21 protein-coding genes are annotated in these 26,933 nt (G+C 50.1%); 3 read left to right on the top strand and 18 right to left on the bottom strand.

Going from position 1 to position 26,933, the window contains the following annotated elements; genetic code table 11:
• Positions 1-3 precede the first annotated feature (3 nt).
• From AC0MA3_RS16205 to xylA, 5 genes are all read right to left on the bottom strand, one after another.
• Complete coding sequence (locus AC0MA3_RS16205) at positions 4-990, bottom strand: ABC transporter permease (protein ID WP_474656932.1); 987 nt, start codon at positions 988-990, stop codon at positions 4-6.
• Between the two features lie 121 nt (positions 991-1,111).
• Positions 1,112-2,884, bottom strand: a complete 1,773-nt coding sequence (locus AC0MA3_RS16200) for a sensor histidine kinase (RefSeq protein WP_474656931.1) — start codon at positions 2,882-2,884, stop codon at positions 1,112-1,114.
• Between the two features lie 152 nt (positions 2,885-3,036).
• Positions 3,037-4,584, bottom strand: a complete 1,548-nt coding sequence (locus tag AC0MA3_RS16195; protein WP_474656930.1) for a response regulator transcription factor — start codon at positions 4,582-4,584, stop codon at positions 3,037-3,039.
• Positions 4,585-4,675: 91 nt separating this feature from the next.
• Positions 4,676-6,172, bottom strand: a complete 1,497-nt coding sequence (xylB, locus tag AC0MA3_RS16190; RefSeq protein ID WP_474656929.1) for a xylulokinase — start codon at positions 6,170-6,172, stop codon at positions 4,676-4,678.
• 129 nt (positions 6,173-6,301) lie between these two features.
• Positions 6,302-7,621 carry a xylose isomerase gene (gene xylA, locus AC0MA3_RS16185; protein ID WP_379162865.1) on the bottom strand — a complete coding sequence of 440 codons (1,320 nt, stop codon included), beginning with the start codon at positions 7,619-7,621 and terminating at the stop codon, positions 6,302-6,304.
• 390 nt (positions 7,622-8,011) lie between these two features.
• Between xylA and AC0MA3_RS16180 the strand changes: the two genes are divergently transcribed.
• A complete protein-coding gene (locus AC0MA3_RS16180) occupies positions 8,012-9,172 on the top strand; it encodes an ROK family protein (RefSeq protein WP_379162862.1) in 1,161 nt (386 codons plus the stop codon).
• A 132-nt stretch (positions 9,173-9,304) separates the two neighbouring features.
• On the top strand, positions 9,305-9,502 hold the full coding sequence (locus AC0MA3_RS16175; RefSeq protein ID WP_474656928.1) for a hypothetical protein: 198 nt from the start codon (positions 9,305-9,307) through the stop codon (positions 9,500-9,502).
• On the opposite strand, the gene AC0MA3_RS16170 is transcribed toward AC0MA3_RS16175, so the two are convergent.
• The 4 genes from AC0MA3_RS16170 to AC0MA3_RS16155 all read right to left on the bottom strand — a co-directional run bounded on the left by AC0MA3_RS16170 (position 9,483) and on the right by AC0MA3_RS16155 (position 13,499).
• Positions 9,483-9,896: a GNAT family N-acetyltransferase gene (locus AC0MA3_RS16170; protein ID WP_474656927.1), complete on the bottom strand. Its 414-nt coding sequence runs from the start codon at positions 9,894-9,896 to the stop codon at positions 9,483-9,485. The genes AC0MA3_RS16175 and AC0MA3_RS16170 overlap by 20 nt on opposite strands.
• Before the next feature lie 125 nt (positions 9,897-10,021).
• Positions 10,022-10,255 carry a glutaredoxin family protein gene (locus AC0MA3_RS16165; RefSeq protein ID WP_074085007.1) on the bottom strand — a complete coding sequence of 78 codons (234 nt, stop codon included), beginning with the start codon at positions 10,253-10,255 and terminating at the stop codon, positions 10,022-10,024.
• A gap of 142 nt (positions 10,256-10,397) precedes the next feature.
• Positions 10,398-11,339, bottom strand: a complete 942-nt coding sequence (gene trxB / locus AC0MA3_RS16160; protein ID WP_074085008.1) for a thioredoxin-disulfide reductase — start codon at positions 11,337-11,339, stop codon at positions 10,398-10,400.
• A gap of 204 nt (positions 11,340-11,543) precedes the next feature.
• On the bottom strand, positions 11,544-13,499 hold the full coding sequence (locus AC0MA3_RS16155; RefSeq protein ID WP_474656926.1) for a heavy metal translocating P-type ATPase: 1,956 nt from the start codon (positions 13,497-13,499) through the stop codon (positions 11,544-11,546).
• A gap of 583 nt (positions 13,500-14,082) precedes the next feature.
• On the opposite strand from AC0MA3_RS16155, the gene AC0MA3_RS16150 reads away from it, so the two are divergent.
• Positions 14,083-14,883 (top strand): polysaccharide deacetylase family protein, encoded by an 801-nt coding sequence (locus tag AC0MA3_RS16150; protein WP_474656925.1) that lies wholly within the window; start codon positions 14,083-14,085, stop codon positions 14,881-14,883.
• Positions 14,884-15,331: 448 nt separating this feature from the next.
• Here AC0MA3_RS16150 and AC0MA3_RS16145 read toward each other — a convergent pair whose 3' ends face one another.
• The 9 genes from AC0MA3_RS16145 to AC0MA3_RS16105 all read right to left on the bottom strand — a co-directional run bounded on the left by AC0MA3_RS16145 (position 15,332) and on the right by AC0MA3_RS16105 (position 26,772).
• Complete coding sequence (locus AC0MA3_RS16145; RefSeq protein WP_474656924.1) at positions 15,332-16,522, bottom strand: hypothetical protein; 1,191 nt, start codon at positions 16,520-16,522, stop codon at positions 15,332-15,334.
• Between the two features lie 326 nt (positions 16,523-16,848).
• Positions 16,849-18,141 carry a homocysteine synthase gene (locus tag AC0MA3_RS16140; protein ID WP_379162832.1) on the bottom strand — a complete coding sequence of 431 codons (1,293 nt, stop codon included), beginning with the start codon at positions 18,139-18,141 and terminating at the stop codon, positions 16,849-16,851.
• Between the two features lie 216 nt (positions 18,142-18,357).
• On the bottom strand, positions 18,358-18,888 hold the full coding sequence (locus AC0MA3_RS16135) for a GNAT family N-acetyltransferase (protein ID WP_474656970.1): 531 nt from the start codon (positions 18,886-18,888) through the stop codon (positions 18,358-18,360).
• A gap of 128 nt (positions 18,889-19,016) precedes the next feature.
• Positions 19,017-19,694, bottom strand: a complete 678-nt coding sequence (deoC, locus tag AC0MA3_RS16130) for a deoxyribose-phosphate aldolase (RefSeq protein ID WP_379162826.1) — start codon at positions 19,692-19,694, stop codon at positions 19,017-19,019.
• A 169-nt stretch (positions 19,695-19,863) separates the two neighbouring features.
• On the bottom strand, positions 19,864-21,315 hold the full coding sequence (locus AC0MA3_RS16125) for a SulP family inorganic anion transporter (protein WP_474656923.1): 1,452 nt from the start codon (positions 21,313-21,315) through the stop codon (positions 19,864-19,866).
• Positions 21,316-21,542: 227 nt separating this feature from the next.
• Positions 21,543-22,619: a bifunctional 3-deoxy-7-phosphoheptulonate synthase/chorismate mutase gene (locus AC0MA3_RS16120; RefSeq protein WP_379162820.1), complete on the bottom strand. Its 1,077-nt coding sequence runs from the start codon at positions 22,617-22,619 to the stop codon at positions 21,543-21,545.
• 473 nt (positions 22,620-23,092) lie between these two features.
• Positions 23,093-25,357 carry a PAS domain S-box protein gene (locus tag AC0MA3_RS16115; protein WP_474656922.1) on the bottom strand — a complete coding sequence of 755 codons (2,265 nt, stop codon included), beginning with the start codon at positions 25,355-25,357 and terminating at the stop codon, positions 23,093-23,095.
• Positions 25,358-25,559: 202 nt separating this feature from the next.
• Positions 25,560-25,949 carry a response regulator gene (locus AC0MA3_RS16110; protein ID WP_379162814.1) on the bottom strand — a complete coding sequence of 130 codons (390 nt, stop codon included), beginning with the start codon at positions 25,947-25,949 and terminating at the stop codon, positions 25,560-25,562.
• A 148-nt stretch (positions 25,950-26,097) separates the two neighbouring features.
• Positions 26,098-26,772 carry a Na-translocating system protein MpsC family protein gene (locus AC0MA3_RS16105; RefSeq protein ID WP_474656921.1) on the bottom strand — a complete coding sequence of 225 codons (675 nt, stop codon included), beginning with the start codon at positions 26,770-26,772 and terminating at the stop codon, positions 26,098-26,100.
• Positions 26,773-26,933 lie beyond the last annotated feature (161 nt).

Raw genomic sequence — 26,933 nt, 5'->3', positions numbered from 1 at the left:
TCCTTACATAATGCTTTCTTTAGTGAATCTCTTCATAATACCGTTGGCTGAGAGCAGCAATATTACGCTGACTACCGAGGTAAACATACTGATGGCTGTACCATATGAGAATCGCCCGATTTGAATCCCGTACTTAAGCGCATACAAATCCAGCACTTCAGAATAATCGGTAACAAGGTTATTGCCCAGTTGGAACTGTTTTTCGAATCCGATACCGATCAGATGACCAATGGACATAATCAGCAGTACCATAATAGTGGTGCGGATACCCGGTAGTGTAATATTGAACATTTGTTTGATTCTTCCGGCACCGTCAACTTTTGCAGCTTCATAGAGTTCTTTATCAATACCTGTAATCGCTGCCAAATAGATAATGGCGTTCCATCCTGTTTCTTTCCAAACATCTGAGACCGTTACGATTCCCCAGAACCACTTGGCTTTCGCCATAAACTGGATTGGTTCATCGATAATGTGAAGTCCTGTCAGCAGATCGTTGACGATCCCTCCGTCGATAGACAGCGTTTTCGAAACAATCCCGGCGACTACAACCCACGATACAAAGTGAGGCAGATAGGACACGGTCTGAACCGTTCTCTTGAATACACTGCCACGCAGCTCGTTAAGCATTACCGCGAACAATATCGGAATAACGAAGCCGAACACGAGTCCAAGTCCACTCATAGCCAGCGTATTTCTCAATACTAGATAGAACCGCTCATCATGGAAAAGTTCCTTGAAATTCTTAAGCCCTACCCATTTCTGATCTCCAAACGACTTGGCCGGTTTATAATTCTGAAATGCCATCAACCATCCCCATAAGGGCACGTAACTGAAAACAAATACCCAGATCACGAACGGTAGAGACATCAGATACAAGTACTTTTGCTGCAGTACGCTTTTCCAAAATCCACTATTCCGTTTCGCAGGTGGGACAGGGGTTACGTTTTCATTTATAGTAACACCATTTTCCGTGAGCGCTTTCACGTTCATTATTCCCCCTTCGTTTTGTATACACATATCATACCGTACACAACTTAGGGAGAATACCCGACAGATTTTACGTAAAATCAGTGCAAATTAGACATTAAGTGAAAGCGCTACCTGTAAGGGCCTACAATCGGGGAATTGAGAAGGATATTTCTGTCCCCACTCCCTCTTCACTCGATATATTCAGCCCGTGCGCTTCCCCGTAATACAGCACTAGCCGCTGATGAACATTGCGAAGTCCGATGCGGCTCTGAGGCTCCTCCTCTGCCTGGGAGATGACAGAGACAATCTCAGCGAGCCGTTCCTCCGTCATGCCAAGCCCATCGTCAGTAACGCAAACTTTAAGCTCATCCTCACAGAGCGTTATGAGGACATGGACATGCACCGTTCCTTCTTTGTTCTCCAGTCCGTGCACCACCGAATTCTCGACCATAGGTTGAATGATCAGCGGTGGTATGAGGATATCTGCAGCCTTGGTATCAAACTCAATTTCATACTCCAGCCGCTCTTCATAACGGAATTTCTGAATCTCCAGGTATGAACGCATCATTTCCACTTCTTCTTTGATCGGTGCCCGGTCCCGGCCCACTTCCAGGTTTTTACGCATAAGCTTGCCCAGCAGCCGTACAATGTTGGCGATTTCCTTTTCCCCCTTGAGGTGGGCATTCATACGGATAGACTCCAGTGCATTGAACAGAAAATGAGGGTGGATCTGGCTCGCCATCATTTTCAGCTTAATCTCTCTCTGGGCGATCTCCAGCTTGTTGTTTTTCTCGTTGCTCTCCACGACTTGTGACAACAAAAGGTTAATACTGGATACCATATAATTGAACTGGCGCGAGAGTTGGCCGATTTCATCAGTGCCGTCAATATGCGAGACTACGTTCAGATTGCCGAGGGCGACTTGATTCAATTGGCGGCTTAGCTGCAGCAGACGACTGCTCATTAGAAAAGAAATAACATACACAAGCACAAGCGCAATCAGCAGGACACCGCCAATGATCAGCAGTCCCAGAAGACTTACCTTGTTCGCGGCGCTCAGGATACTCTTGGTTTCGAACACAGAGATTACTTTCAGCCGGCTGACACTAAGCTGCGGTCTGATCTCATCAACAATGACATAGGAGTCTTTGCCTTTGACTGTGGTCCGGATTACATTTCGGGAAGTTTTCTGCAGATCCATTCCGATATCAAAAGCAGCGAGCGTGCTGCCCACGAGACGCGGATTCTTGGCGGCCACGATATATCCCTGCTCGTCTGTAATAATCGTCTCAAACGGTTCTTGAACGAGCATCTGGTTCAGTTCATCCTGGACCACCTGGACCATCAATATTCCTGTTTTCTGATATTCAGGGTAAAAAACTTGCCGGACCAGACTGAGCTTGTTGATCGTTCCTTTCGTGCTGTTGATGTAAGCCTCTTTGTCGGGAATATACATCCAGTTGAGTCCTGGGCCCATCATGGCGCTTTTATACCAATTTTTCGCCTTGATCTCTGGAGTCAGAGGAGCAATAGACATGTTATCTACAAGTGTAGGGTTATCTATAAAAAAGCGGATATTGGAAATTTCCCTGTACTGGAGAATATAATCCTGGAAATCCGTATAATTCAAATAGGCCTTTGTCAGCTCCAGAATACTCGGATATTGTGTATTCACAAGCTTTTCAAGATTAGTGTCAAAATAAAGCAGATTGGAAATGTCTGTGGGTACCCGCAGTTTGGTGGCCATTTGACTCTTGATCTTCTCCACATTATTCGTCGCCTGCTCAATAGCTCTGGTCAAGGCTGCTCCGCGGAAATAGCTGGTCAGCATAATCCCCACAATCAATACAGGTATCATGACCACTATAATATAGAAAAAAATCAGCTTGTATTTCAGCTTCAAATTGTTGATCATTCGCACCAGCTTCTTGATACCAATTCCCCCTCGCAATGTTTCCGGCCAAATCATGGAGAAACAGGCTGCTCCCCGCATCTGCCGCAGCATGGGAACAGCCTGTACCACTTAATGACTATTATACAGTTTTACATTCATTTCAGCAGATCCATTTATTGTTCCTTGCGGAAAGCGGTTGGAGACACACCGACATATTTGCGAAATTTGGCGTTAAAATAATCGGAATTCATATAACCGACTTTTTCAGCTACCTCGTACACTTTCATTCCCTGATTCAAAAATTGCTTCGCCTTCTCGATTCTGACTTTGTCCAAATAAGTATTAAAGTGTTCGCCTACCTGGCTTTTGAACATTTTGCCTAGATATGCGCTGTTATAATTAAAAACTTCCGCAAGCGATCCCAGCTTCAGGTTCTCATTATAGCGCCGCTGAATCAGATCGGTAATCCGCTTGATCTCATCGCCTCGTCCGCCGCTGTTCATCTGTCTCGAGATTTGCTCCATATATTCTGCAACCTGCTTCTCTACGTCAATCAGATAATCACTGCCGTATACCTCGCCTATCGGGGAAGGATGACTCAGGATGAAACTGCGAAAATCCGGATTAGCCGCTTCCAGTCGGGCAATGGTACTGCTTACGACACGCATCAGGTTTTCCTTAATGTAGGTTTCGTCGCGTCTGACTGCAACCAGCTTACGGACAATTTGCCCCACCAGCACGGGAATGGCCTCATTACTTCCGGTTTCAATAGCCAGCAGCAGCTGCATCTCTACATCGCGTTCGGGGTCAGGCTCCTCCTCCGGTGCAGTCTCAGGCTCAGGCTCCGCCCAGTCATCCGGTGTTACGCTCAGAATAACATCCTTTCTGCCAAAAAAAGCCTCTTCCAGCAGCCCGGTGGCCGTTGTAAAAGACCTTGACGCTTCTTCCGGTCCAGATGCAGCTCCCCCTGCAGCGGCACGGAATTCCAGTCCCTGTCCAGTGATGACTCCATTCAGCTTCCGCCACAGAGCGTCGCGGCCGGCATCGTCCTGCAATGGTTCCTTTAGAAGTAGACCTAAATAAGGTGGCAGATTGAATAATAAGCCCCTATCTGGCTGCCACTGCTGCTCAAGTTCGCTTCTCACTTGCTCTTCACGGATATCTCCGCCCTTATGCAGTCCCTTCAGCTCCAGCAATACGACTTCACAGCTATGCCCTTCCAGGCCCAGTTCCACAGCAGCTTCAGCCCTGACAGCATCTTCCTCCTGCGGCTGCAGCAAATGGCGCAGCAAAGTATCCTCGTTCCGCGCAGGTTCACTGTTCTGCCATTCGTTCGCACGTTCTTCCTGAGATATGGTATCCCGTAGCTCCTGCAAATAGGAGATCAATTCCTCTTCATCCACCGGTTTAAGCAAATAACCGTCAATATGATAGGAGATCGCCCGTTTGGCATATTCAAAGTCCGCATAACCGCTGAGGATCAGCACATGACAGTTAGCGTCTACTTTACGCAGTTCGCCAATCAGCTCCAGGCCATCCATGCCAGGCATACGGATATCTGCAATAATCAGCTTGGGTGTATGGGTCCGGAACTTATCAAGTGCTTCCAGTCCGCTCGCTGCCGTATCGACTACAGTATAGCCGTAATCCTCCCACGGGATCAGTGATCGCATTCCTTCCCGCAACTTGGGCTCGTCATCAACAATCAGCACTTTTATCATCTGTGGTCAACCCCTAAGGCAGAATCCCGGAAGACCTCTGCAGGCCTCCCGGCAATTCCAAGATATAGGCCCAGGCTTCCCCGGGCTCTGACTATTTGCGGTATTCTGCCAGTTTATCATTTAGTGAACGAGTCTGCCCATATACTTCTTGATAGACTTCAAACAATCCGTTATAGATTGCAGCCTGCTGAGCATTCGGTGTGTACACTTCTGCAGGCCGGATGAAAGCTTCTGCGCATTCACTGAGGGATGCAAACCAGCCGGAGCCATAAGCAGCCAGCATTGCAGCTCCCATAGCGGGACCCTGCTCGCTCTCAAGCTTGATAATCGAAGCATTGAAAATATCCGCCTGCATCTGCAGCCAAGCTTCATTCTTGGCGCCTCCGCCAATCGCTACAACCTCGGTTATTTCTCTGCCGGAATCACGCACGATATCAATGGATTCCCGCAGCGAGAAGGTAATTCCCTCCAGCACTGAACGGGTGAAATGGTCCAATGTATGCCCGGAATCCATACCGATAAAGCTTCCGCGGATATTAGGATCCGGATGCGGAGTGCGTTCACCTACAATATAGGGCGTGAACAGAAGACCGCCGCTGCCGGCAGGGATGGAATCTACACCTTGAAGCAGTTCATCAAAGCTTTTTTCTGCGGCAAACGTTTCTTTGAACCAGGTAAGGCTGTAGCCTGCAGCCAGTGTAACGCCCATGATGTAAAAGGCATCCTTCTCCCCATGGTTGAAGAAATGCACCTTGCCTTCCAGATTCAAGTCCTTATTGCTCTCATAGGACAGTACTACGCCTGAAGTACCGATGCTGCACATTGTCCGGCCTTCGCCAAGAATGCCGGCACCGAGTGCACCGCATGCATTGTCAGCGCCACCGGCGAATACTTTCGTGGTGGGGAGCAGACCGGATGCTTCGGCGACTTCCGGAAGCAGGGTGCCGGTCTGGTCGAATGACTCCACAAGCTTCGGACAGAGTGAAACGGGTAATCCAAAGGCTTCAGCGATTTCCGCACTCCATTTTTTGGAGGCCACATCCAGCAATAACGTACCAGCGGCATCAGAATAATCCATGGCATAATCACCAGTCAGCCGGTAACGGACATAATCCTTCGGCAGGAGGAACAACTCTGCCTGTGCCAGCACTTCTGGTTCATTCTCCTGTACCCATAGAATCTTAGGCAAAGTGAAGCCTTCCAGAGCACGGTTTCTGGCGATTTCGATCAGCTTGCTGCCAAGTGTCTTCTCAATCTTCCGGCACTGCGCCGTAGTCCGGGTATCATTCCAGAGAATCGCCGGGCGCAGCACCTTCCCGTCACGATCCACCAGCACCAGGCCGTGCATCTGGCCTGAAAAGCTGATGCCGTCCACATCAGACGGGTCCACTCCAGATACTTCGATCAGACGGCGCAGGCTGACCAGGGTTCCCTGCACCCAATCCTCAGGATTCTGTTCACTCCAGTTCGGTTGGGGACGGCTTAAGGGATAGGATTCGGAGTGCTCAAACGCCACCTTTCCCTGCGGGTCCACCAATACCGTTTTTACAGCGCTGGTTCCAAGATCGACGCCGATTACATATTTCATAGTTATCCTCCTAAAGGTTACTTTTCTATTCAATAGAAAAGGGGCTGCCGAAGAATGCTCTCTTCAGCAACCCCCGTTGCGTTAGTGGCCTGCCCAGACTACGGACAAATCCGTAAACCCGGTGTAATCTTACTCAGCAGTCAGAATGTACTGGTTCAAAGTAGCTCTGAGCATCTCTTGACGTCCGGATTGGTTCGGACGCGGAGTTTCATTGTTCAGTGCATAATCAGCCAGGGAAGCCAAAGTCGCTTTGCCGGATACGACATCAGCGCCTACGCCTTCAGTGAAGCTGCTGTAACGTTTAGCGATAAAGTCCTCGAATACGCGGTCTTCAATCAGCTTAGCGGCAACTTTCAGACCCTTAGCATAGATGTCCATACCAGAGATGTGTGCCAAGAACAGATCCTCAGGCTCGAAGGAAGGACGGCGTACTTTGGAGTCGAAGTTGATACCGCCTTTGCCCAGTCCGTCGTTCTTCAACACTTCATACAGGGTAAGAGTAGCATCGTAGATGCTTGCAGGGAATTCATCTGTATCCCAGCCGAGCAATGGATCGCCCTGGTTCGCATCAAGCGATCCCAGCATACCGTTGATACGGGCTACGCGCAGTTCATGCTCGAACGTATGACCTGCAAGGGTTGCATGGTTAGCTTCAAGGTTCAGCTTGAAGTGTTTATCAAGATTGTACTTCTGCAGGAACGCGATAGTTGTTGCCGCATCGAAGTCATATTGATGTTTGGTAGGCTCTTTCGGTTTAGGCTCGATCAGGAACTGGCCGTCGAAGCCGATTTCCTTAGCGTAATCTACAGCCATGCTGAACAGGCGGGCAATGTTATCCTGTTCAAGGCCCATATCTGTATTCAGCAGAGTTTCGTAGCCTTCACGGCCGCCCCAGAATACATAGTTGTCAGCGCCCAGACGTTTACCAACTTCCAGACCTTTCTTCACTTGTGCAGCAGCGTGTGCGAATACGTCAGCGTTGCAAGTGGAGCCTGCACCGTGCATATAGCGCGGATTGGTGAACATGTTGGCAGTATTCCACAGCAGTTTTTTGCCGGATGCCTTCATGCCTTTTTCAAGGATGTCTACGATGGTATCGATGTTGCTGTAGAATTCACGCAGGGATGCGCCTTCTGGAGCGATATCCACGTCATGGAAGCAGTAGTACTGCAGGTCCATTTTTTCCATGAATTCAAAAGCTGCTTCTGCGCGGGCCTTTGCCTTGTCCAGGGTACTGAGCTTATCCCAAGAACGGACTGCAGTCTCAGCGCCGAACGGATCAGCACCGCCAGCTGTTAGTGTATGCCAATAAGCCATTGCAAACTTCAGGTGCTCTTCCATGGTTTTGCCGGCTACGATTTCTTTCGGGTTGTAGAATTTGAATGCATAAGGGTTGGTGGAACGGCTTCCCTCGTAAGAGATCTTGCTCACTGATTCAAAATAAGCCATTTGTAAAATCCTCCTCGATATTTTGCTTCGCCCGCAAGCGTTTACAGGATCATCTTAACATATCTTTTTGACTTTGTATATTGGTTAAACAAAGTTTTTTGCAACTTTATTTTTTCACATTTGGCCAATGCGGCAGTCCCCGACGTAAACCCTTCAAGTACTCCGACGAACATAAAGTACCCCCTGACTCCAGCGCCTATGCGTCTATTTCATCGGACCTCCCAAGCCGGAAAGCTCCGGATTGCTGCTCCCCCTCTCCCTAGTTCAGCATGGCTGCAAGAAAGTCCGCAGGCTAATTATATACATCGACACTGTTGCATTTTAATGCGCATCGCACTAGACTAAGTGGCATACTCTTATGAGAACGTTGTCAAGAAGGAAGTGTAGGTTGTGAAGGTTACCGGTGATCAGGCGCTGGTCAAAAAAATCAATAAATCGATTATTTTACATACGATTCGCATGCAGTCTCCTGTATCCCGGGCCCGGGTATCCGAAATGACCGGGCTGAACAAAGCCACCGTATCCAATCTCGTCGCCGAGCTCTGCGGGCAGGAACTGGTCACCGAGGCCGGCCCGGGGGAATCTAGCGGCGGCCGCAAACCGCTGATGCTGCATTTCAACAGTATGGCAGGCAGTGTGATTGGCATCGAACTGCAGGTGAAACAGTTGAAGGCGGTCCTATGCGATTTGGGCGGCAGCATACTGGAAGAATTGGATTGCCCGCTGGAAGTCCATGACCTGCCTTATGTACTGGACAAAATGAAGAGCATGATCACCAAGCTGATTGCTGCAGCCCCTCCCTCGCCTTACGGTTTAGTGGGGATTGGGGTAGGAGTTCCAGGAATGGTGGATGAGCATGGGATGGTGCTGTTCGCACCCAATCTGGGCTGGGAAATGGTAGATCTGCGGGGGATTCTGGAACAGTCTTTCGAAGTTCCGGTGACTATCGATAACGAGGCTAATGCTGGGGCTCAAGGCGAACTGAACTTTGGAGCGGCACGTAATGTTCGGCATCTGCTCTATATCAGTGCAGGCTCAGGAATCGGCTCTGGAATCATTATCGGCGGAGAATTGTATAAGGGGGCACGCGGTTATGCCGGAGAGACCGGCCATATGACCATCGAGGCGGAAGGCAAACCCTGCAGCTGCGGCAGCCGGGGGTGCTGGGAGCTGTACGCTTCGGAGAAGACCTACGACAATCCCGGACTGGCGCTGCCTGCCCGCAGCACATCCGAGCTTGTACAGTATGCATTGGAGGGACAGGAAGACACATTGCGCCATTTCAATACCATCGGCGAGTACCTCGGGATCGGCGTCACCAATCTCATCAACAGCTTTAACCCTGAGCTGATTGTCATTGGCGGTGCTTTATCTGAAGCCGAGCCCTGGCTGGGCGAGCCGCTGCGCAAAGTGGTTGCGGAGCGGACCCTGCCGTATCATAAACAGCAGCTCGAAATCATATTCTCCAGGCTGGGCAGCCGCGGGACCATGGTAGGGGCGGGTTTTTCGGCAGTGATGCATTTCCTGGGGAACATCCGGGTGACCCTCTAGGCAAAATTGACGTAAAATTGCCGCAATTATACTGGCAGCGGTACAGAAAAAGGAAGATCAATCCTATATAATAAGGGGTAAAAGTGTGATAAATGTCACTATAATCCTTTTTTCCGAATGGAGAGAGAATCCATGACTTATGTTGATACGTCTGATATTTCGGCGCAGATGTTCATCACTGTGCTGCTGCTTCTGCTCATCATCGCTCCACTCATCAGCCTCGGCGTTCTTCGCCTGTTCCAGTCCAAAAGGAAATCAGGATTGCTGCTTATTGCCTGCGGAATTGCTGTCTATGCCGTTTTTCAGATCATCATGTATCTATACAACTGAAACGCTCTACCCCCGGGTACTTTTCGCCCAAACTGCTAATCTTAAATCCGCACTGGCTGTAAAAACCCACGGCTTCCCGGTCCGTCTCAGCCCGAAGCGCTCCGATGCCATCACATTTCCGGATTTCTTCGATCATGGCGGAACCAATTCCACGGCCCCGCCAGCGGGCCTGAACAGCGATATGCAGGATTTCCGCATCTGTTCCCGGGCCCTGCCGGATGCCGATGAGTCCCGCCAATTCACCACTTATGAAGGTACCCTGAAGTTCCCGTGAGTCTTCAGCGAGGTAGCTGTCCACTTCCTCCCGAACACGCTCATCGTCCGCCATCATACATTCTGCAAGCAGCCGCTCAACGGCATTCCTGTCCCAGTAATTTTTCAAACTGACTAACATGGCTCATCGCCTCCTTTAATGTTTTGCTGATAGGGAACATATCACAACCTTATATTCAAACGAAAGACCGCCTCCAGCGCGGAAGCGGCCTTGTTCATTAAGCAGAGGACTACCTGGTCTGGCGTTTATACAGTGGCCAACGCCTTGTCGAATTGGGTTTTGTTCATGCCTACGATTTTGAAATCACCGATGACAGTTACTGGAACGGCACGCATACCCATATCCCATACCTGCTGGGCGAAATCATCATTTTGTTCAATGTTACGCTCCTCGTAGGAGACGCCTTTCTCACTCAGGAAGCTCTTGACCTGACGGCAATGCGGACAGTTGGTCGAAGTGTAGACAATTACATTTTCCATATTTATCTCCTCCTAAAAGTTTTGTGTATAACTTCGTACAAAACTCACTTCGTAAGCTTATACCAAGTTGTATGAGTAACTTACACTAAAACATCTACTTACTATATTATAGCATAATTTCGCCTTCAATACCAAGGAAATGTTACAAAATAACGGCACTATGCTCCAGACTCTCAATGTATTTCTCGGCATCCATAGCCGCCATACATCCGCTTCCTGCTGCGGTAATTGCTTGTTTGTAACGGGTATCCTGCACGTCTCCGCAAGCGAATACGCCGGGAATATTAGTCTCGGAAGTACCTGGATTGGTAACGATATATCCGTTAGCATCCGTCGTAATCTGTCCGCCGAGGAATGCCGTATTCGGGTGATGCCCAATGGCAACAAACACACCGCTGGCTTCAATGAACTCTTCTTCACCAGTTTCATTGTTAAGCACCTTAATTCCGTTGACACCTCTGTCGCCGGCAGTAACTTCCAGTGGAGTACGGTTCAGACCCCAGGCTACCTTTTCATTGTCACGGACACGGTCCTGCATGATTTTGGAGGCGCGTAGTTCTTCCCGGCGGTGCACAAGGGTTACTTTGGAAGCAAAACGGGTCAGGAAACCTGCCTCTTCAAGAGCCGAATCGCCGCCGCCGACCACTACGATCTCTTTGCCCCGGAAGAAAAACCCGTCACAGGTAGCACAAGTGCTGACACCGCGTCCGATATTGTCCTGTTCACCCGGAATACCCAGGTATTTAGCCGTTGCACCTGTTGAGAGAATCAAGGTATCTGTAGTCAGTGCGCCCATACCTTCAACATTCAGCTTAAAAGGGCGTTCCCCAAGCTCCACACTATTCACCCAGCCTGTTACAAACTTGGCGCCGAAGCGCTCAGCCTGTTTGCGCATATTGTCCATGAGCTCCGGACCCATGATGCCATCAGGGAAACCCGGAAAGTTCTCCACTTCCGTAGTGGTGGTAAGCTGTCCGCCCGGCTGAGGACCTTCAATAACCAATGGATTCAGATTGGCACGGGCCAGGTAGATGGCTGCAGTCAATCCGGCAGGACCGGTACCGATAATAATTGATTTATACATGACTATATCCTCCTTGAGATGGACGGCTAAAGCGCCGATTCAACTTCCTTAATTAAAATAATTATAATCTAGTATTAATTATGCTCATCTCAAGGGAATATGTCAATATGCCAGACACGATGTAATCGCTCTATTTGGTGAACAATTTAATTTTAAGCAATCTATTTATTGGAATAGGTAAAAAAAGATGAATCCCGGCCTTTTTTAGCGTAAAAGTCTTAGCCCGTTGAGGATCACGAGGATTGTGCTGCCTTCATGACCAATGACTCCAAACGGAAGAGCGATTCCCTCCAAAAAGTTGCTCAGCATCAAGGTTGCAATGACTGTCACGGCAAAAATCATATTCTGCTTCACAATCCGTTGTGTGCGGCGTGCCAGCTTGATGGTTGCGGCAATTTCTTCAATGTTGTCATTCATCAGAACCACATCGGCAATCTCCAGGGCTGCACCGCTGCCGTTCATGCCCATTCCCATTCCGACCGTGGCTGTAGCGAGTGCCGGTGCATCATTTACCCCGTCACCCACCATAATTACATTCCCGTATTGTTCCCGCAGTGCTTTGATATGCGTCACTTTGTCCTCAGGCAGCAGTCCTGCAAATACAAGATCCACACCCGTCTGCCCGGCAATTACTTCTGCCGTCGCCGGGCGGTCACCCGTCAGCATGGCCACCTTGATGCCCAGATCATGCAGCTTGCGAACCGCCGCAACCGCCTGCGTACGCACTGTATCCTGCAGTGCAATCATTCCGGCAATCTGTTCGCCGTCGAGAATTAGAGATACCGTCTTGCCTTCGTTCTCCAGCTGCTTGCGCAGCGTTTTCCACTGCTCATCCTGACGCTCATTACGTTCATCCAGCAGATTGGACTTACCGATTCTCCATAGCCGACCTTCGATCCATCCTTCAATCCCCCATCCAGTAACGGATGTACTCTCTTCAATTACATGCAGCACAAGGTGCTCTTCCTCCGCCTTGCGAACAATCGCCTCCGCCAGCGGATGGCGGGACAGCTTCTCAATAGAAGCACTGACCCTCAGCAGCTCAATCCGGTCATACTCTTCTCCGGCAATAAAATCAGTCACCTGCGGAAGCCCTGCGGTCAATGTCCCGGTCTTGTCGAATGCAACTACAGAGGTTTTTGCCATGTTCTCCAAGTGGACACCACCCTTGAAGAGAATGCCTTTACGGGCACTTTTAGAGATCGCAGATAACATTGCTGGCATAATAGACGAAACCAGGGCACAAGGAGAAGCCACTACCAGAAACACCATTGCCTTATAAAAAGTGGCGCTCCAGCTCCAGTCCAGCACAAATGGCGGCAGTGCAATCAGAACGATTGTCGAAGCAACCACTACACGGGCATAAACGGACTCCAGCCGTTTGATGAAACGCTGTGATTCTGGCACCTCGGTCTCGGCTTCTTCCACCATCTTAATAATTTTTGAAAACAAGGTATTCTCCGCAGACTTGGTCACCTCTATATAGAGCGGACCTTCTCCATTGATGGTTCCGGCAAACACATCACTGCCTGTACATTTCTCTACAGGTAAGGACTCGCCTGTGATGGATGCCTGGTTGACTGCCGATTCACCCTGGTAGACCGTGCCGTCTGCCGGAATAAGCTCACCCGGACGCACAAGAAGCAAATCTCCAACGGCGAGCAGTTCAATTGCAACTTCACTCATGATCCCCTTTTCGATCCGGACGGCGGTGGCGGGCTTCAGAGCCAGCAGCGATGAGATGTCCTTCTTGCTGCGCTCCATCGTATAACTCTCCAGGGCCCCGCTCAGCGCAAAAATAAAGATCAGCATCGCGCCTTCATTCCAGTATCCGATCGATGCTGCACCAAGGGCGGCGGCAATCATCAGAAGGTTCACGTCCAGGTCATGTTCCTTAACAAGGGTCTCTACGCCTTCCTTCGCCTTGATCCATCCGCCTACAGTGTAGGATACAACATACAGAAGAACAGAGAACACCTCTGACCAGCCGCTGACGCCCCAGGCGATCAGCATGATCAGCCCGCTGCCAAGTGCAGCCTGCATTTCAGAATTGCTGAGCATGGCTTTGGGATCGAACCGGCGCGGCTGTGGAGTGCGCGGCTGCTGTGCGCCTTCTCCTTGAGCCATGGATTTGGGCAGTTGTTTGGATGTAGCTTGCATAAGTAAATCACTCTCCTGATTTATTTTGGGGAATACTGTTTGGGTAGTACTTCGTAAAACTTCTCCGGCGGGCGGCAACAGACTTACTGAGAATGAGAGCCATTCTTAAGACCCTTAAAATGACACATGCTGCCCCGGCTTAGCCGGGACAGCATGGTAAATGAGAATGATAATCGTTGTTGCCATTACACAAATTTATTTCCTTAGTGCAACTTATAGCTATAATATATCACAGTCATCGAAAAAGTAAAGCCGGGGGCGCTCACCTGTATCGGAGAGCATTTTTGCAGCCTATTTTATAGCAAGGTCTGACCGTTCTGCTTATATGTCGAAGCGCCAGATGCTGCATGGGTTCACCCGGATTTATAATTCGGTAGCACTTGATGAGGTCATCCGCAAAAGGTTGAACTACTTCTGCACGCAGTTGCACAATCCTGAGCTATCACCTCTCCTGTGCCATGGACAGCAGCTTCGGCTTCCGGTTAGCTGAAGGCCGTCTATGAACAAGAAGTTTGCCCTAGACGCAGTCTCTGGCATTGTTCATAATGTAGCTATTATTGAATAATCAGGAGGTTGAAATGCGATGCGAATCAAGCTCGATCTTTTTCCAGGCGGTGTTGCTAAAGCGCTAACAACGAGCTGGGATGACGGCAGAATCTATGACAGGCAGCTTGTAGCAATACTGAACCGGCATGGCCTGAAGGGCTCCTTCCATTTAAATTCAGGGTTCTTCGGCAAGGAAAGCTATATCCTCGGTGAAGAAGTGTCCGCCCTGTATGAGGGGCATGAAATTTCCGCACATACAAGCACTCATCCTTTTCTCACCATGACTCCAGACGCGGGCATTGCTGAAGAAGTTCTGAGGGACCGCGAACATCTGGAAAAACTCGCAGGCTATCCCGTAAGAGGCATGTCCTACCCGTTCGGTGATTATAATAACCAGGTGATGGGTATTCTTCCGGCACTGGGAATTGAATATTCACGTACGGTTCAATCCCACGGCAGCTTCACTCTGCCGGACAACCTGCTGGCTTGGCATCCCACCTGCCATCACAAAGACATGCTGTCACTTGGACAGCAGTTTCTGGAGGAAAACCCCCGATTCCCGCGGATGCAGCTCTTATATGTCTGGGGTCACAGCTTTGAATTCAACGACAATGACAATTGGGAGGAATTAGAGCAGTTCGCCAGCATGATGGGCGGCCATAAAGAGATCTGGTATGCCACTAATATCCAGATTGTTGACTATCTATCCGCTGTCCGGGGCTTGCGCTTCTCCGCTTCCCAAGCCATCGTCTATAATCCGTCAGCAGTGGATGTATGGATCACGGCAGAGGACCAACCCCGCCAGATCCCCGCAGGCGCTACCGTGCAGCTGGATTAAATAGTGGTTGGTAGCTAAGGACAGTAATTGCATGTAAGGACAGAAATGGAATGTGAAAGAAGCATGTTGTAAGCGGAGAGTGGGATCAGGCAGGAGCTTGCTGGTAAGTGCTGAATTTCAGCGGGAAATGGAATATAGCAGGAATGTTTGAGTAAAAAGATGGTTGCTAGCTTAAATGAGGAGGTTGCGGAGCTGATCGACACGCGGCGTCTCAACAACGGTATTTCTACCGTTGTTAGTGTAAAAAACCGTCCGGTGGACGAGTCTACTCTATGCACAGCTGCAGATAGTTACAATTCTCATAATAATAAAAGACCCGATTTCTTCACGCACAGGAAGCGGAAGAGATCGGGTCTGCTGCTTTTATAAGACGAAGAACTGGAAATCCGCAACAGCAGATTTCCAGTTCTCTTCAACGTTCAAATGTGTTGCCGAACGTGCAGATGATTCAATTGCTCAGCCATCCTCCGGCGGCTGCATCGGCATGATCCTGCCGGGCCATCCATGTGAGGCAGGCTGCCCGCAGCAGCGCTTCGGTCCGCTGGCCCGCGCTGCAAAAGATCCCGCTGAAGCCGATCCGGTACAGATCGGCCAGCGCAAACGCCGCCGGTGCCCCCGCGGCGAGCAGTGCCGCCGCCGGCTTCACGCGCTTCACGGCGGCCAGAACCTCTTCCGCCGCCTTGGCGAAGCCTCCGGCGGCGTCTTCCGGCGCGGCTTCAGCGGCCGCGCCATCCAGCACCAGGAAATCGGCGATGCGCGCGATTTCCCCCGCGGCGGCGCGCTCCACATCGGGCGAAATCACCGCCCCGATGCGGCACGCCGCCGCGTAAGCGTGGCCGAGAGTCTGTTCGGCCACGCCCTCAATGAATTCGCGCTGAGATGCGAATTCGGCTGCGCTGGCGGGATACGGCGCCAGCAGGTCCACGCGGCAGTCGCCGCCCAGGCGCTGGCGTTCTGAGACTGCACTGAAAAGCGCTGCAAGCTGTGCATCCTGCAACGCAGCCAGCCTGGCCGGCTGATCGGCCAGCTCCGGCATGAAGGGCAGCATGACGGCGGTCCAGACCCCATCCGCCGACTCCAGTAGCGCTGCAGCTGACGCCCGCAGCCGATAATAAATCCGCTGCAGAATCCGTTCCTCCTGCTCCGCGATTGCGCTGAACAGCCAGTTCGCGTAGAGTTCGTTCACCCCAGGCGCCAGCAGCCACTCCCCGCTGCGGATCAAGCAGGGCCCCGCTGGTAATTCTCCGGGTTCTTCCCGCTGAACCGGCCGCTCCCCAGGCCCCTCCCGCAGCACCAAAAAAGCTGGACGTTCCCCCGGACGTCTGAAATAAGCACGGCTCACCGGTTCAAGTAAGCTTCTACGCTCTTCTTCAGCAATAAATTCTGCAGCTGCGGAAGCCACAGACGCCGATTGGCTCATCTCCACCCCAATTGCCCGATCTCCGGCAAGATACTTGAACGGGCGCTCTTCCTTATTCCGGTTATGTCCCTGCTCGCGTTCACCCTTCATTTCCGCACCTACCTTTTTAGCTTTGGATTGCTGCCAGCTTCTTAGGGGCTTAAGGCCGCCACCGGCATCACCTTCATACTTCATCTTATAAATACGGGAACCTGAGGCTAAATATGCAAGCGTTACCAACTAATTACGGTCAACAAAGCGGGGATCACTGTTACTCTGCCAGCTCTCCCTCTTCTTAAGGCATATGCTTATAGGACATGCGCTATTCTGAATCATTACAGCGGATAAGCAAGCAGGCTCGCCTGCGCGATCCTTGAAGGTAGTCTACGTTTCCGAAGAAGCGATACTCCTTGTCGTTGTAGTTCCCAATTCAGCGAGTAAAATCCTTATATTAAAAAAAAGACCACTGTCCAGATACGCCGCTCCTCTTTCGATGAACGGTTACGTATTTGGATAGTGGTCTGCGCGTTCTACAGAATCAGTATATCACTCTTGCAGTGTCTGTTTTATTGCTGACTTGCTGCGATCGCCTGCTCCAGATCATACAGAATATCGTCGATGGATTCCGTACCGATGGAGAGCCGGATCAATTCCGGGGTTACTCCTGCGGCAATCTGCTCCGCATCCGAAAGCTGCTGATGCGTGGTGCTCGCGGGATGGATAATCAGCGATTTGGAATCGCCGACATTAGCTAAGTGGGAGAACAGCTTCACGTTCTCGATTAGCTTGACTCCGTTAGCCGCTCCTCCCTTAATCCCGAAGGTGAGAATTGCCCCCTGCCCCTTGGGCAGATACTTCTGGGCCAGCTCATAAGAAGGGTGGCTCGGCAAGCCTGTATAGCTAACCCAATCCACAGCTTCATGCTGCTCCAGGTACCGGGCTACCTTCAGTGCATTCTCACTATGGCGCTCCATTCTCAGGTGCAGAGTTTCTAGTCCCTGCAGCAGCAGCCAGGAATTGAACGGTGATATTGCTGCACCCAAATCCCGCAGCAATTGTACCCGTGCTTTGATGATATAGGCAATCGGACCCACAGCTTCCGCATAGACCAGTCCATGATAGCTTGGATCAGGTTCGGTCAGGCCGGGGAACCGGCCGCTTGCCTTCCAATCAAACTTGCCGCTGTCGACAATCACCCCTCCAATAGAGGTACCGTGTCCACCAATGAACTTGGTAGCGGAATGAACAACGATATCCGCACCATATTCTATCGGACGAAGCAAGTACGGACTTGGGAATGTATTGTCTACAATCAGCGGGATTCCATGCTCATGGGCGATAGCCGCCACCGCTTCGATATCCAGCACATTTCCCTGAGGATTGCCGATGGTTTCGGCATATAGCGCCTTGGTCTTGTCCGTAATCGCACTGCGGAAGTTCTCCGGATTATCGGAGTCTACAAAGTGTACTTTAATTCCCAGCTTAGGAAGTGTAGTGGAGAACAAATTATAAGTACCGCCGTATAGACTCGCAGAAGAGACAATCTCATCTCCGGCCCCGGCAATATTAAGGATGGAAAAGGAAATTGCCGCTGACCCGGAAGCTGTCGCAAGCGCACCCGCCCCACCTTCCAGTGCAGCAATACGCTGTTCGAAAACATCGGTGGTCGGATTCATCAGACGGGTATAAATGTTACCAAACTCCTTCAGCGCGAACAAGTTAGCGGCATGCTCTGCGTCACGGAATCCGTAGGAAGTGGTCTGGTAGAGCGGCACTGCACGTGAAAAGGTAGTAGGATCAATCTCCTGGCCTGCATGTACGGCTAACGTTTCAAAGGACAGCTTACGGTCTTCTGACAATGGGTTTTCCTCCCTTGATCTGTATAATGGTAAACCTTAACAACTATGAATTGTACCTATTCTCTCACAATCTATGTTATTTGGGAAGAAAAATATCTCATTATTCCAATGTGTTTTATTCAGTTAGGAACCTAACAGGATTCTTACGCATGTCCCAGAAAAGAAGGCGCTTGCATAACATCCGATCCCTGACCTGTACCATCCATAACCGGTTGTTTATTCAGGCAAGCCTAACGTTCCTGTGAATTTCTCCCGCCGCAAATAAAAAACAACCAGATTGTCTACAAGCTCCGCCTCTCTGCCAAAACCTAACGCCGCCAGCAGCCGTAGGGATCTGTCATTATCGGGATCAACTGTAGCTTCAATGACCTCAAGCTCCATCTGTTCAAATCCAAATTGGATCACCGGAATTAGCGCTTCCTTCATCATACCCAAGCCCCAGAAGTCTCTGGACAGATCGAAGCCAATTTCTGCTTTGCCCAAAGGTACTGCTGTCCAGCAATGGTACCCGCAGGTTCCCGCCATCTTTCCTCTCTGCTTATCAAATACTCCCCAGCGGCAGCCCGAGTCATCGATATGGAACTGGATAATTTCATCGGCTTCGGTTATTTCCCGGCAGGGTGCAATATCCATATACCGCGTTACCTCTTCGTCGGAGAAATGCCGGAATACAGCCTCGTTATCTTCGAGCGTCAGTAATCTTAATCTCAGCCTGTCTGTTTCCATGACAGGATAATTCATCTTCATCAATAACCTCACCGCCTTCCCCCACTGAATCGAATTCAAAGGTTTCCATAACTTTTCGTACAATCAAAAATAGCTACGGCGTCCAAGATTCAAAGACGCCGCAGCCGTTTTTTTGAAAGTATCTGCTATTAATAAGTGTTGTTGCTTTGTTCGCCTTTGGCAATAGCGACTCCGCCGCTCGTGCCGATGCGGGTTGCACCTGCTCCAACCATAACCAGCGCATCTTCTGCGCTGCGTACGCCGCCGGAAGCTTTGACACCAATATCAGGGCCCACAGCTGCGCGCATTAGTGCGATATCTTCCTTGGTAGCGCCGCCTGTGGAAAATCCGGTCGAGGTTTTGACGAAATCAGCTCCGGCTTCTACGGCGAGCTTGCAGGCTCGGATTTTCTCTTCATCCGTGAGCAGGCAGGTTTCAATAATGACTTTGGTCAGTGCTTTACCGCGTGCTGCATCGACTACCGCAGCAATATCCCGCTTCACCAGCTCATTGTTACCGTCCTTCAGTGCGCCGATGTTGATGACCATATCTACTTCACCCGCACCGTTTGCAATCGCGTTCGTGGTCTCAAATGCCTTTGTTTCCGGTGTCGAAGCGCCCAGCGGGAATCCGATAACCGTGCAGACCTTCACTTCAGGGGTGTCTTTCAACACCTCATAGGCAGTAGCCACCCATGCCGGATTCACGCACACTGAAGCAAATGTATAGGTCTTGGCCTCTTCCGCCAGCTTGATGATATCTTCTTTACGGGCATCCGCCTTCAGCAGTGTATGGTCAATGATCCCGGATAGTGTGTTTTCGCTCATTATTAATTCCTCCATAATAATCGGTAGTTGACGTTCGCATTCCTTGTAATCATACCAATAGTAGGGCGCTTTGGAAAGCTGTCCCGATAAGCTTAAGCTATAAAAAAGAAGCTTTCCCAGCAGCCATACGTCTGGCATCTAGGAAAGCTTCTCTAATCACATACATAATCTAATGTCCGCCGGATGGAGATAATCCAATCCGTTTCACCAGCTGGGCACTTTGTTCGTCGAGCCCGGTAATGGTTACTTTCTTGCCAATCGCTTGGTATTTGGACATGATCTTGCTTATGGCATCCACTGCCGACTGATCCCATACATGCGAATGGGTGAAATCAATAATGATCTGCTCCGGATCACTGTCCACCATGAAATGGTGAATGAATTGGCTTGTGGTGCCGAAGAACAACTGACCATGTACCGTATACTGGGTCGAGACCGCTGCCGTATGAATGGTCATGCGGATGGAGGCAATTTTCCAGGCAAAGGTAAGGGCACTAAGCAGCACACCGAACAATACGCCAATGGACAGATTGTCCGTGACAACTACTGTAACCACAGTGACGAGCATAACCAGGGCATCGCTTAACGGAACCTTTGACAACGAGCTCAGAGATTTCCATTCAAAGGTGCTAATGGACACCATGAACATTACCCCGACCAGTGCCCCCATGGGAATCTGCTTCACCACATCGCCCAGGACCAGAATCAGGAACAGCAGAAAAACCCCGGAGACAAGGGTCGACAGCCGGGTGCGGCCGCCTGATTTCATATTCACCATGGATTGGCCGATCATCGCACAGCCAGCCATTCCCCCGAATAAACCAGTGACCATGTTCGCCAGACCTTGACCCTTAGCTTCACGGTTCTTGTCGCTTCCGGTGCCTGTAATGTCGTCAATCAGGGTTGCAGTCATCAATGACTCCAGCAGTCCCACGACGGCAAGCGACAGCGAATAAGGCAGAATAATCAGCAGTGTATCCAGTGTAAACGGAAGCTGCGGCAGGTGGAATACTGGCAACGCCGACGTAATTTCTCCCATATCACCAACCGTTCTCACATCCAGATTCAGAACAATGCTGAGCACGGACACCACAATGATCGCAACAAGCGCCGAAGGAACCGCCTTGGTGAAACGGGGGACCGTATAGATGATGAGCAGCGTGAGTGCTACCAGAGCATACATCACCCACCCTTGTCCGCTGAAATGCGTCAACTGCGCCATAAAAATCAGGATCGCCAGCGCATTCACAAAACCGGTCATGACCGGCTGCGGTAAAAAAGTAATAAATCTGCCGAGCTTCAGCATCCCCATGAGGATTTGAATGATTCCGGCCAGCACGGTAGCTGCGAACAAATACTCTATCCCGTGGTTCAGGACCAGGCTACCGACCAAAAGAGCCATGGCCCCCGTAGCTGCCGAGATCATGCCAGGTCTCCCGCCCGCAAATGCCGTAACCACTGCAATACAGAACGAAGCGTACAGGCCTACCATCGGACTGACTCCCGCTAGTATGGAAAAAGCGATCGCCTCCGGGATGAGGGCAATCGCCACAGTCATCCCGGACAAAACATCATTCTTTGTGTTCAAAAACCACACATTCTTCAAACTAAGCTGCTTCAAATCTTTTGTTCCTCCTGTGAATGTTATGGATGAGGTACTTTCTGTGTACGTCCGGGTCCGATGCAACTCCAATGCTACTTATTGTACCTGACCCTCCATAACCTCCACAAAAGTTCAATATGCTATTGTAAGCGTTGTTTATGGCATTATCCTCGTCCTAACTGCACTATTCGTCCAAATTCTATATATTCAAAATTCGATTTTTGAATTCAACAGCTTCAGCGGGTTTAGCGGTATAACCCGGAAGCTTTCACTTCATTGAAGAACGTATTGAATTCCTCAATATTCAGCTGCTGTGCAGCATCGGACAACGCAGTAGCCGGGTCAGGATGCACTTCCACCATAATCCCGTCGGCTCCGGCGGCGAGCGCAGCCTTAGCACATGGGATCAGAATGTCCTTGCGTCCGGTAGAATGCGTCACATCGACCAGCACCGGCAAATGACATTCCTGCTTGAGAATTGGCACAGCGGAAATATCAAGCGTATTGCGCGTCGCTTTTTCATAGGTTCGGATGCCCCGTTCAATCAGCATAATCTCCATATTTCCCCGGGACATAATATATTCAGCCGCATGAATGAACTCATCGAGCGTAGCAGATAGTCCGCGTTTCAACAGCACCGGCTTATTCACTTCTCCGACTGCTTTGAGCAGCTCGAAATTGTGCATGTTCCGTGCACCAACCTGAATCACATCCACATAATCCAGCGCTTCTTCAATATGGCGGGGGTCTACAATTTCACTAATGGTCAGAAGACCATATTCTGTAGCTGCTTCCCGCAGAATTCGCAGTCCATCCATTCCGAGTCCCTGGAAATCATAAGGGGAGGTACGGGGTTTGAAGGCTCCACCGCGCATAACCTTCACACCGGCCTTCTGCAAAGCCGCAGCAACGGTGCGGGTCTGCAGTTCGCTCTCCACAGAGCACGGGCCAGCGACCATCAGCGATGATAATCCGCCGACCGTAACATTACCCGGCAGTTCGATTACGGTATCCTCCGCATGGTTTTTCCGGGCTACCAGCAGGGACTTCTTATGTTCCGTACTTTGCAGATCAAGCGATGCAGAGAAAATCTGCTTGAAGAGGGTGCGGATCGCTCCGCTTGTGAAAGGGCCTTTATTGCTTGCCACCAGCTTCTCGAGCATCTGTTTTTCCCGTTCGGGATCGAACTTAGGTACACCCTGTTTTTCTTTTAACGCACCAATTTCCTGCACAACCTGGGCCCGCTCGGAGATTAGCTCCAGCAGTTTTCCATTGATCTCATCCAGGCGGCCCCTCAGGCCATTAAGTTCCACGTTGCTCATTACCTTCCACTCCTTCTTGTCCGCTAAATTTGAAATATGAACGCAAAAAGGCCCCCGCCGCAAGGGACGGGGAACCGTGGTACCACCCTAATTTAGATATTAATCCATTCTGAAGCTTAGGCAAAATAGCACCTTCAAGCCAGGCTGGAATTAACTCTGTCTTACACCCTTAACGCGGAGCGCGGGCCGTCCTACACATAACTGCTGCAGCAGTGTACTTCAGCGGCCAACTCGGAAGTGAACTTCGGCGCAAATCGTCTCTTGAGGGTGCTCTCAGTCTCCGGCACACCTTCCCTGTTCAGAGCCGTTCCTTACGCTTACTCTCTTCGTCATCGTCATTGTATTATGTCTGGCATCTCAAATGACCAGTTTCTGCTATCTTAATCAAAATAAGTATGACATGCAAGATATCCATTCACCGCATCTCAGCTTTAACGCAGTACAATTAAATAGCCACACTTCAGCAGCACCGATCAGAAAAACTTGCTTACAGTATTAATAACCGTCTCGCTTCTCAGCGGTTTGCTGATATATTCATCCATTCCGGCAGCCAAACATAGCTCGCGGTCTCCTTTGAGCGCATTGGCGGTAACGGCAATGATGACTGGCCGCTTCTCCGGCGGCAGCATTTCTGTGATCGCCTGTGTGGCTTCCAGACCATTCATGCGCGGCATTTGTACATCCATAAAAATAAGATCGTAGCTCTCCCCGCGCACCATCTGCATCACCTGCAGCCCGTCTCCCGCAACATCGACGGAATAACCGCGTTTCTCCAGAATTTTACGCAGCACGATCTGATTGATCTCATTATCCTCTGCTACAAGAATCCGCAGGGGACGGCCTACCGTAAGCGGTTCCGACTCTTCCTTGCCGGCTTCTGTGCCAGACTGCATGCCGGTTTCTTCCCGGAGTGCCACTGTGAATACAAAGGATGACCCTGACTCCACTGAAGTATCCAGAGCGATTGTGCCGCCCATCATCTCCACTAGCTGTTTGGTAATGGCAAGTCCAAGGCCTGTCCCCTCATGGCGCCGGTTCATGAAATGATCGAGCTGATAGAAGGGCTCAAATAACCGGCTGCGCGAGCTCTCGGGAATCCCGATACCGGTATCAGCCACTGTAAATTGCAGGACCACCCTTTCCCCGGTTCTTGCTGCCATCCGCGCCGTTACCTTTATCCCTCCGGTGTAAGTAAACTTCACCGCATTCCCTACCAAATTAAGCAGGATCTGCTTCAGCCTGTCCCCGTCGCCAATCAGATGGTTTGGCACATCCGGACTGATATCCATCTCAATACTCAGGCCTTTCTTGTCTGCTCTATGCTGCAGCAGCTCAAGCACTGAATCTACACAGGTCATAAGCATAAACGGCTCTTCATGAAGGACCGTTTTGCCTGCCTCGATTTTGGAAAAGTCCAGAACATCGTTGATGATGGCAAGCAAGGTATCTCCGCTTTGGCGGATGATATCCAGGTACTCTCTTTGCTGCGAACCCGGCTCGCTCATATCCAGCAGCAGGTCCGTCATTCCGATGACACCGTTCATGGGTGTACGGATCTCATGACTCATCATCGCCAGAAATTCACTTTTGGCGCGGTTTGTTTTCTCTGCTGCTTCTTTGGCAATCAACAGCTTCTTCTGTTCAGTAATATCCTTTACGATGATGTAGAATCCTACTGTGATCTTGTTGATAATGATCGGAGCAATGGTCGTCAGCACTTCAACCGAATGTCCCTCCCGATGCCAAATGTGGTCGATGTTCACCTCTGCAGTACTGTTTTCTCTGGGATAGGTGATCACTTCCTCCAGATGCTCAGTCCCGATAATCCGGCCCAAATTCATTCCGACCAGTTCTGGAATGCTATAGCCTGTAAGCTGGCAGGCTTTCTCATTCCCGTTAATAATCTTGCCCTCAAGGTCAAGGGAAATGATCGCATCATGGTTATACTTCTTGAGAGAGGTATACCGTTCGACGGATTCCTGCAGCTTCTTTTCCACATTTTTACGTTCGGTCACGTCACGTCCTACAGCGAGCACGGTGTGCTTCGATCCTTCCTCCATTAGACGAAGGGTGAACTCAATCCACAAGTAACGGCCGTCGGCATGTTGAACCCGGATCTGAACCCTCCGGAATTCTTGAGCTTCAGGGAACTCTAGCCTCTCCAGATCATCGGGATGAATCAAACCGCGGATATCCCGGCCCACCAGATTCTCGGGATCATAGCCCAGCACCTCGCTTACCGAAGGCGAGCAGTATCTGCAAATATTGTCCGGTGTTGCATAATAGACCACATCGGAAATATTGGCGATAATCTGTTTAAACAACCCGTTCGAAGGATAACTCTGCTCATCCGCCTCTTCTTCAGCAACCAGCTCTGCCAGATGCAGCAGATAATACAGCCTTTTTCCCGTCGAAGGATCGCTGATGAGCGTCATATGGAGCAGCACCGGCACCGGAGGGCCGGAGGCCGTGGATAAATTGATTTTGCACTCAAAAAAAGGTGTCTCTCCAGCATCAAGAGCACCTGCCATCTTTATATATTTCCCTACTGAATCCCCGTATAGAAGCTCTCTGAAATGCTGCCCCAGGAGCTGTTCCTCCGTAAACCCAAGCAACGTGGTTACTGCCGGATTTACGCTGGTCCAGCGTTCGTCAATGGAAAGGAACGCTACTCCAACCACTCCCGTTCTGCATGCATAATCAAAGTGGGAATACGCTTCTGCATGATGTTTTGACATCTATTTTCACCGCCCGTTTGTGGAGTATCAAACGCAAGAAATTTATATTAAATCTTCAATATTAATATCTTGCATTATATGGCGAATGTCAAATGGTAATCTAAGTTTGTTCAGTTGAGCACAACCGGTCTTCAGGGCGGAGTTCTCCCCAGTTCTCCACCTATCCCTGACCCATTCCTTCTCCACAGAAAGGTAAGCAGCATCAGTTAATCCCGGCTAAAAGCTTCTCCACAACCTCTGTAAGGGCCTTAACCTGAAACGGTTTGGTCATATAACCGGAAAATCCTACATTTTGAGCCCGTTCGATATCAGAACTCTGGGCAAACGCGCTGATCGCCAGCACCGGAATCGGACGTGTTGATTCATCGCTCTGCAGCCGATCCATCGCTTCATATCCATTCAGATCGGGCAGACCAATATCCAGAATAATCAGATCCGGCAGCTTTCGCCGGGCGATCTGCAGACCCAGCGCTGCCGTCTCAGCTTTCAGCAGAAGTACGGAAGGCAGATTTTTTTTGAAAATATGATGCATTAAAGCCATATTCAGTTGATTATCTTCCACATACAGCACTGTCTGCTTATATTCCTCCAACAGCATATCCTCCTAAATGTCCAGCTTAATTCTCCCTATGAGACGTCAGAAAAAATAAAAAGCCGAAGAAAGGGGACAATTCCCCCTTCTTCGGCTCATGTTCGGCTCATTCGCATGTCCGACTCATTTCCGCCTCATATGATGGTGCTTACAGAAAAGTATAGGCTATTACGCTGGTGTCTTTGTCAAAATCCCAATCGACATAGATGTCGGCAAGCTCCTTGCCCAGCATCGGTGCAATGGTGGTAGTATCCTCCAAATATCGTTTTTCCATTTTGCGTTTGGTTGTCTTAAGCGTGTTCTCATAACCAAGGCCAATCAATTCCTTCTCCAAAGGAATCAGAATACCTTCACGTTTAATAATCAGGGTGCGGGGGCCAAGCCACCAGGAATCCGTATGTACCGGCTCTTTCTGCACCTTTCGGCTTACCTCATTAATTTGGGCATGAACCTCATCCCGTCCAGCATAATCGTCAATCTCTGCTCCCTCATGCTTGATGAGCGCAACGATCATTCCTGAAGCGTTATGTATCCCCCAATCATAGAAAAGCTCGCCGACCTCAACAGCCATCATGTCCTTCAGGTAAGCTGCGAGCTCTGGAAGCAACGATTTCATCAAAAGCTCACGTGTGTACCGAAAAGCCTGCTCCTCTTCCTTGTTAAGCAAAAACCGCTCCACAGGTCCGATAAAATTACGTATATGCAGTGCTATGCAGTGCTTCCCGATGGAAGCATGTATGGACTCAGGTCCCTTCCCAAATCGCTCCCGAAGCAGTCTTCCTGCATAACTGGATAGTTGGCTAGTAAGTTCCGTAGTGCTCATTCAATTTCCTCCAGCATTAAATTCTTTTGTGTGTGTGGGTCTGTGGGGAGAACTTCGCCTGCTGAAAGAAACGGCTAGTTCACTTAAGTATAATATTATCCAGCCTCTGCGTATACAGTAAAATTACCCAAAATATCGAAACCGGAAATAAAACCCATATA

The sequence above is a fragment of the Paenibacillus sp. LS-5 genome (genome assembly GCF_056121505.1).
This window is presented reverse-complemented; position numbering and strand designations above follow the sequence as displayed.

Coding starts and splice junctions, on each gene's coding strand:
- AC0MA3_RS16205 (WP_474656932.1), bottom strand. CDS start 990: ATGAACGTGAAAGCGCTCACGGAAAATGGTGTTACTATAAATGAAAAC.
- AC0MA3_RS16200 (WP_474656931.1), bottom strand. CDS start 2,884: ATGATCAACAATTTGAAGCTGAAATACAAGCTGATTTTTTTCTATATT.
- AC0MA3_RS16195 (WP_474656930.1), bottom strand. CDS start 4,584: ATGATAAAAGTGCTGATTGTTGATGACGAGCCCAAGTTGCGGGAAGGA.
- xylB (WP_474656929.1), bottom strand. CDS start 6,172: ATGAAATATGTAATCGGCGTCGATCTTGGAACCAGCGCTGTAAAAACG.
- xylA (WP_379162865.1), bottom strand. CDS start 7,621: ATGGCTTATTTTGAATCAGTGAGCAAGATCTCTTACGAGGGAAGCCGT.
- AC0MA3_RS16175 (WP_474656928.1), top strand. CDS start 9,305: ATGACTTATGTTGATACGTCTGATATTTCGGCGCAGATGTTCATCACT.
- AC0MA3_RS16170 (WP_474656927.1), bottom strand. CDS start 9,896: ATGTTAGTCAGTTTGAAAAATTACTGGGACAGGAATGCCGTTGAGCGG.
- AC0MA3_RS16165 (WP_074085007.1), bottom strand. CDS start 10,255: ATGGAAAATGTAATTGTCTACACTTCGACCAACTGTCCGCATTGCCGT.
- trxB (WP_074085008.1), bottom strand. CDS start 11,339: ATGTATAAATCAATTATTATCGGTACCGGTCCTGCCGGATTGACTGCA.
- AC0MA3_RS16155 (WP_474656926.1), bottom strand. CDS start 13,499: ATGCAAGCTACATCCAAACAACTGCCCAAATCCATGGCTCAAGGAGAA.
- AC0MA3_RS16150 (WP_474656925.1), top strand. CDS start 14,083: ATGCGAATCAAGCTCGATCTTTTTCCAGGCGGTGTTGCTAAAGCGCTA.
- AC0MA3_RS16135 (WP_474656970.1), bottom strand. CDS start 18,888: ATGAAGATGAATTATCCTGTCATGGAAACAGACAGGCTGAGATTAAGA.
- deoC (WP_379162826.1), bottom strand. CDS start 19,694: ATGAGCGAAAACACACTATCCGGGATCATTGACCATACACTGCTGAAG.
- AC0MA3_RS16120 (WP_379162820.1), bottom strand. CDS start 22,619: ATGAGCAACGTGGAACTTAATGGCCTGAGGGGCCGCCTGGATGAGATC.
- AC0MA3_RS16115 (WP_474656922.1), bottom strand. CDS start 25,357: ATGTCAAAACATCATGCAGAAGCGTATTCCCACTTTGATTATGCATGC.
- AC0MA3_RS16105 (WP_474656921.1), bottom strand. CDS start 26,772: ATGAGCACTACGGAACTTACTAGCCAACTATCCAGTTATGCAGGAAGA.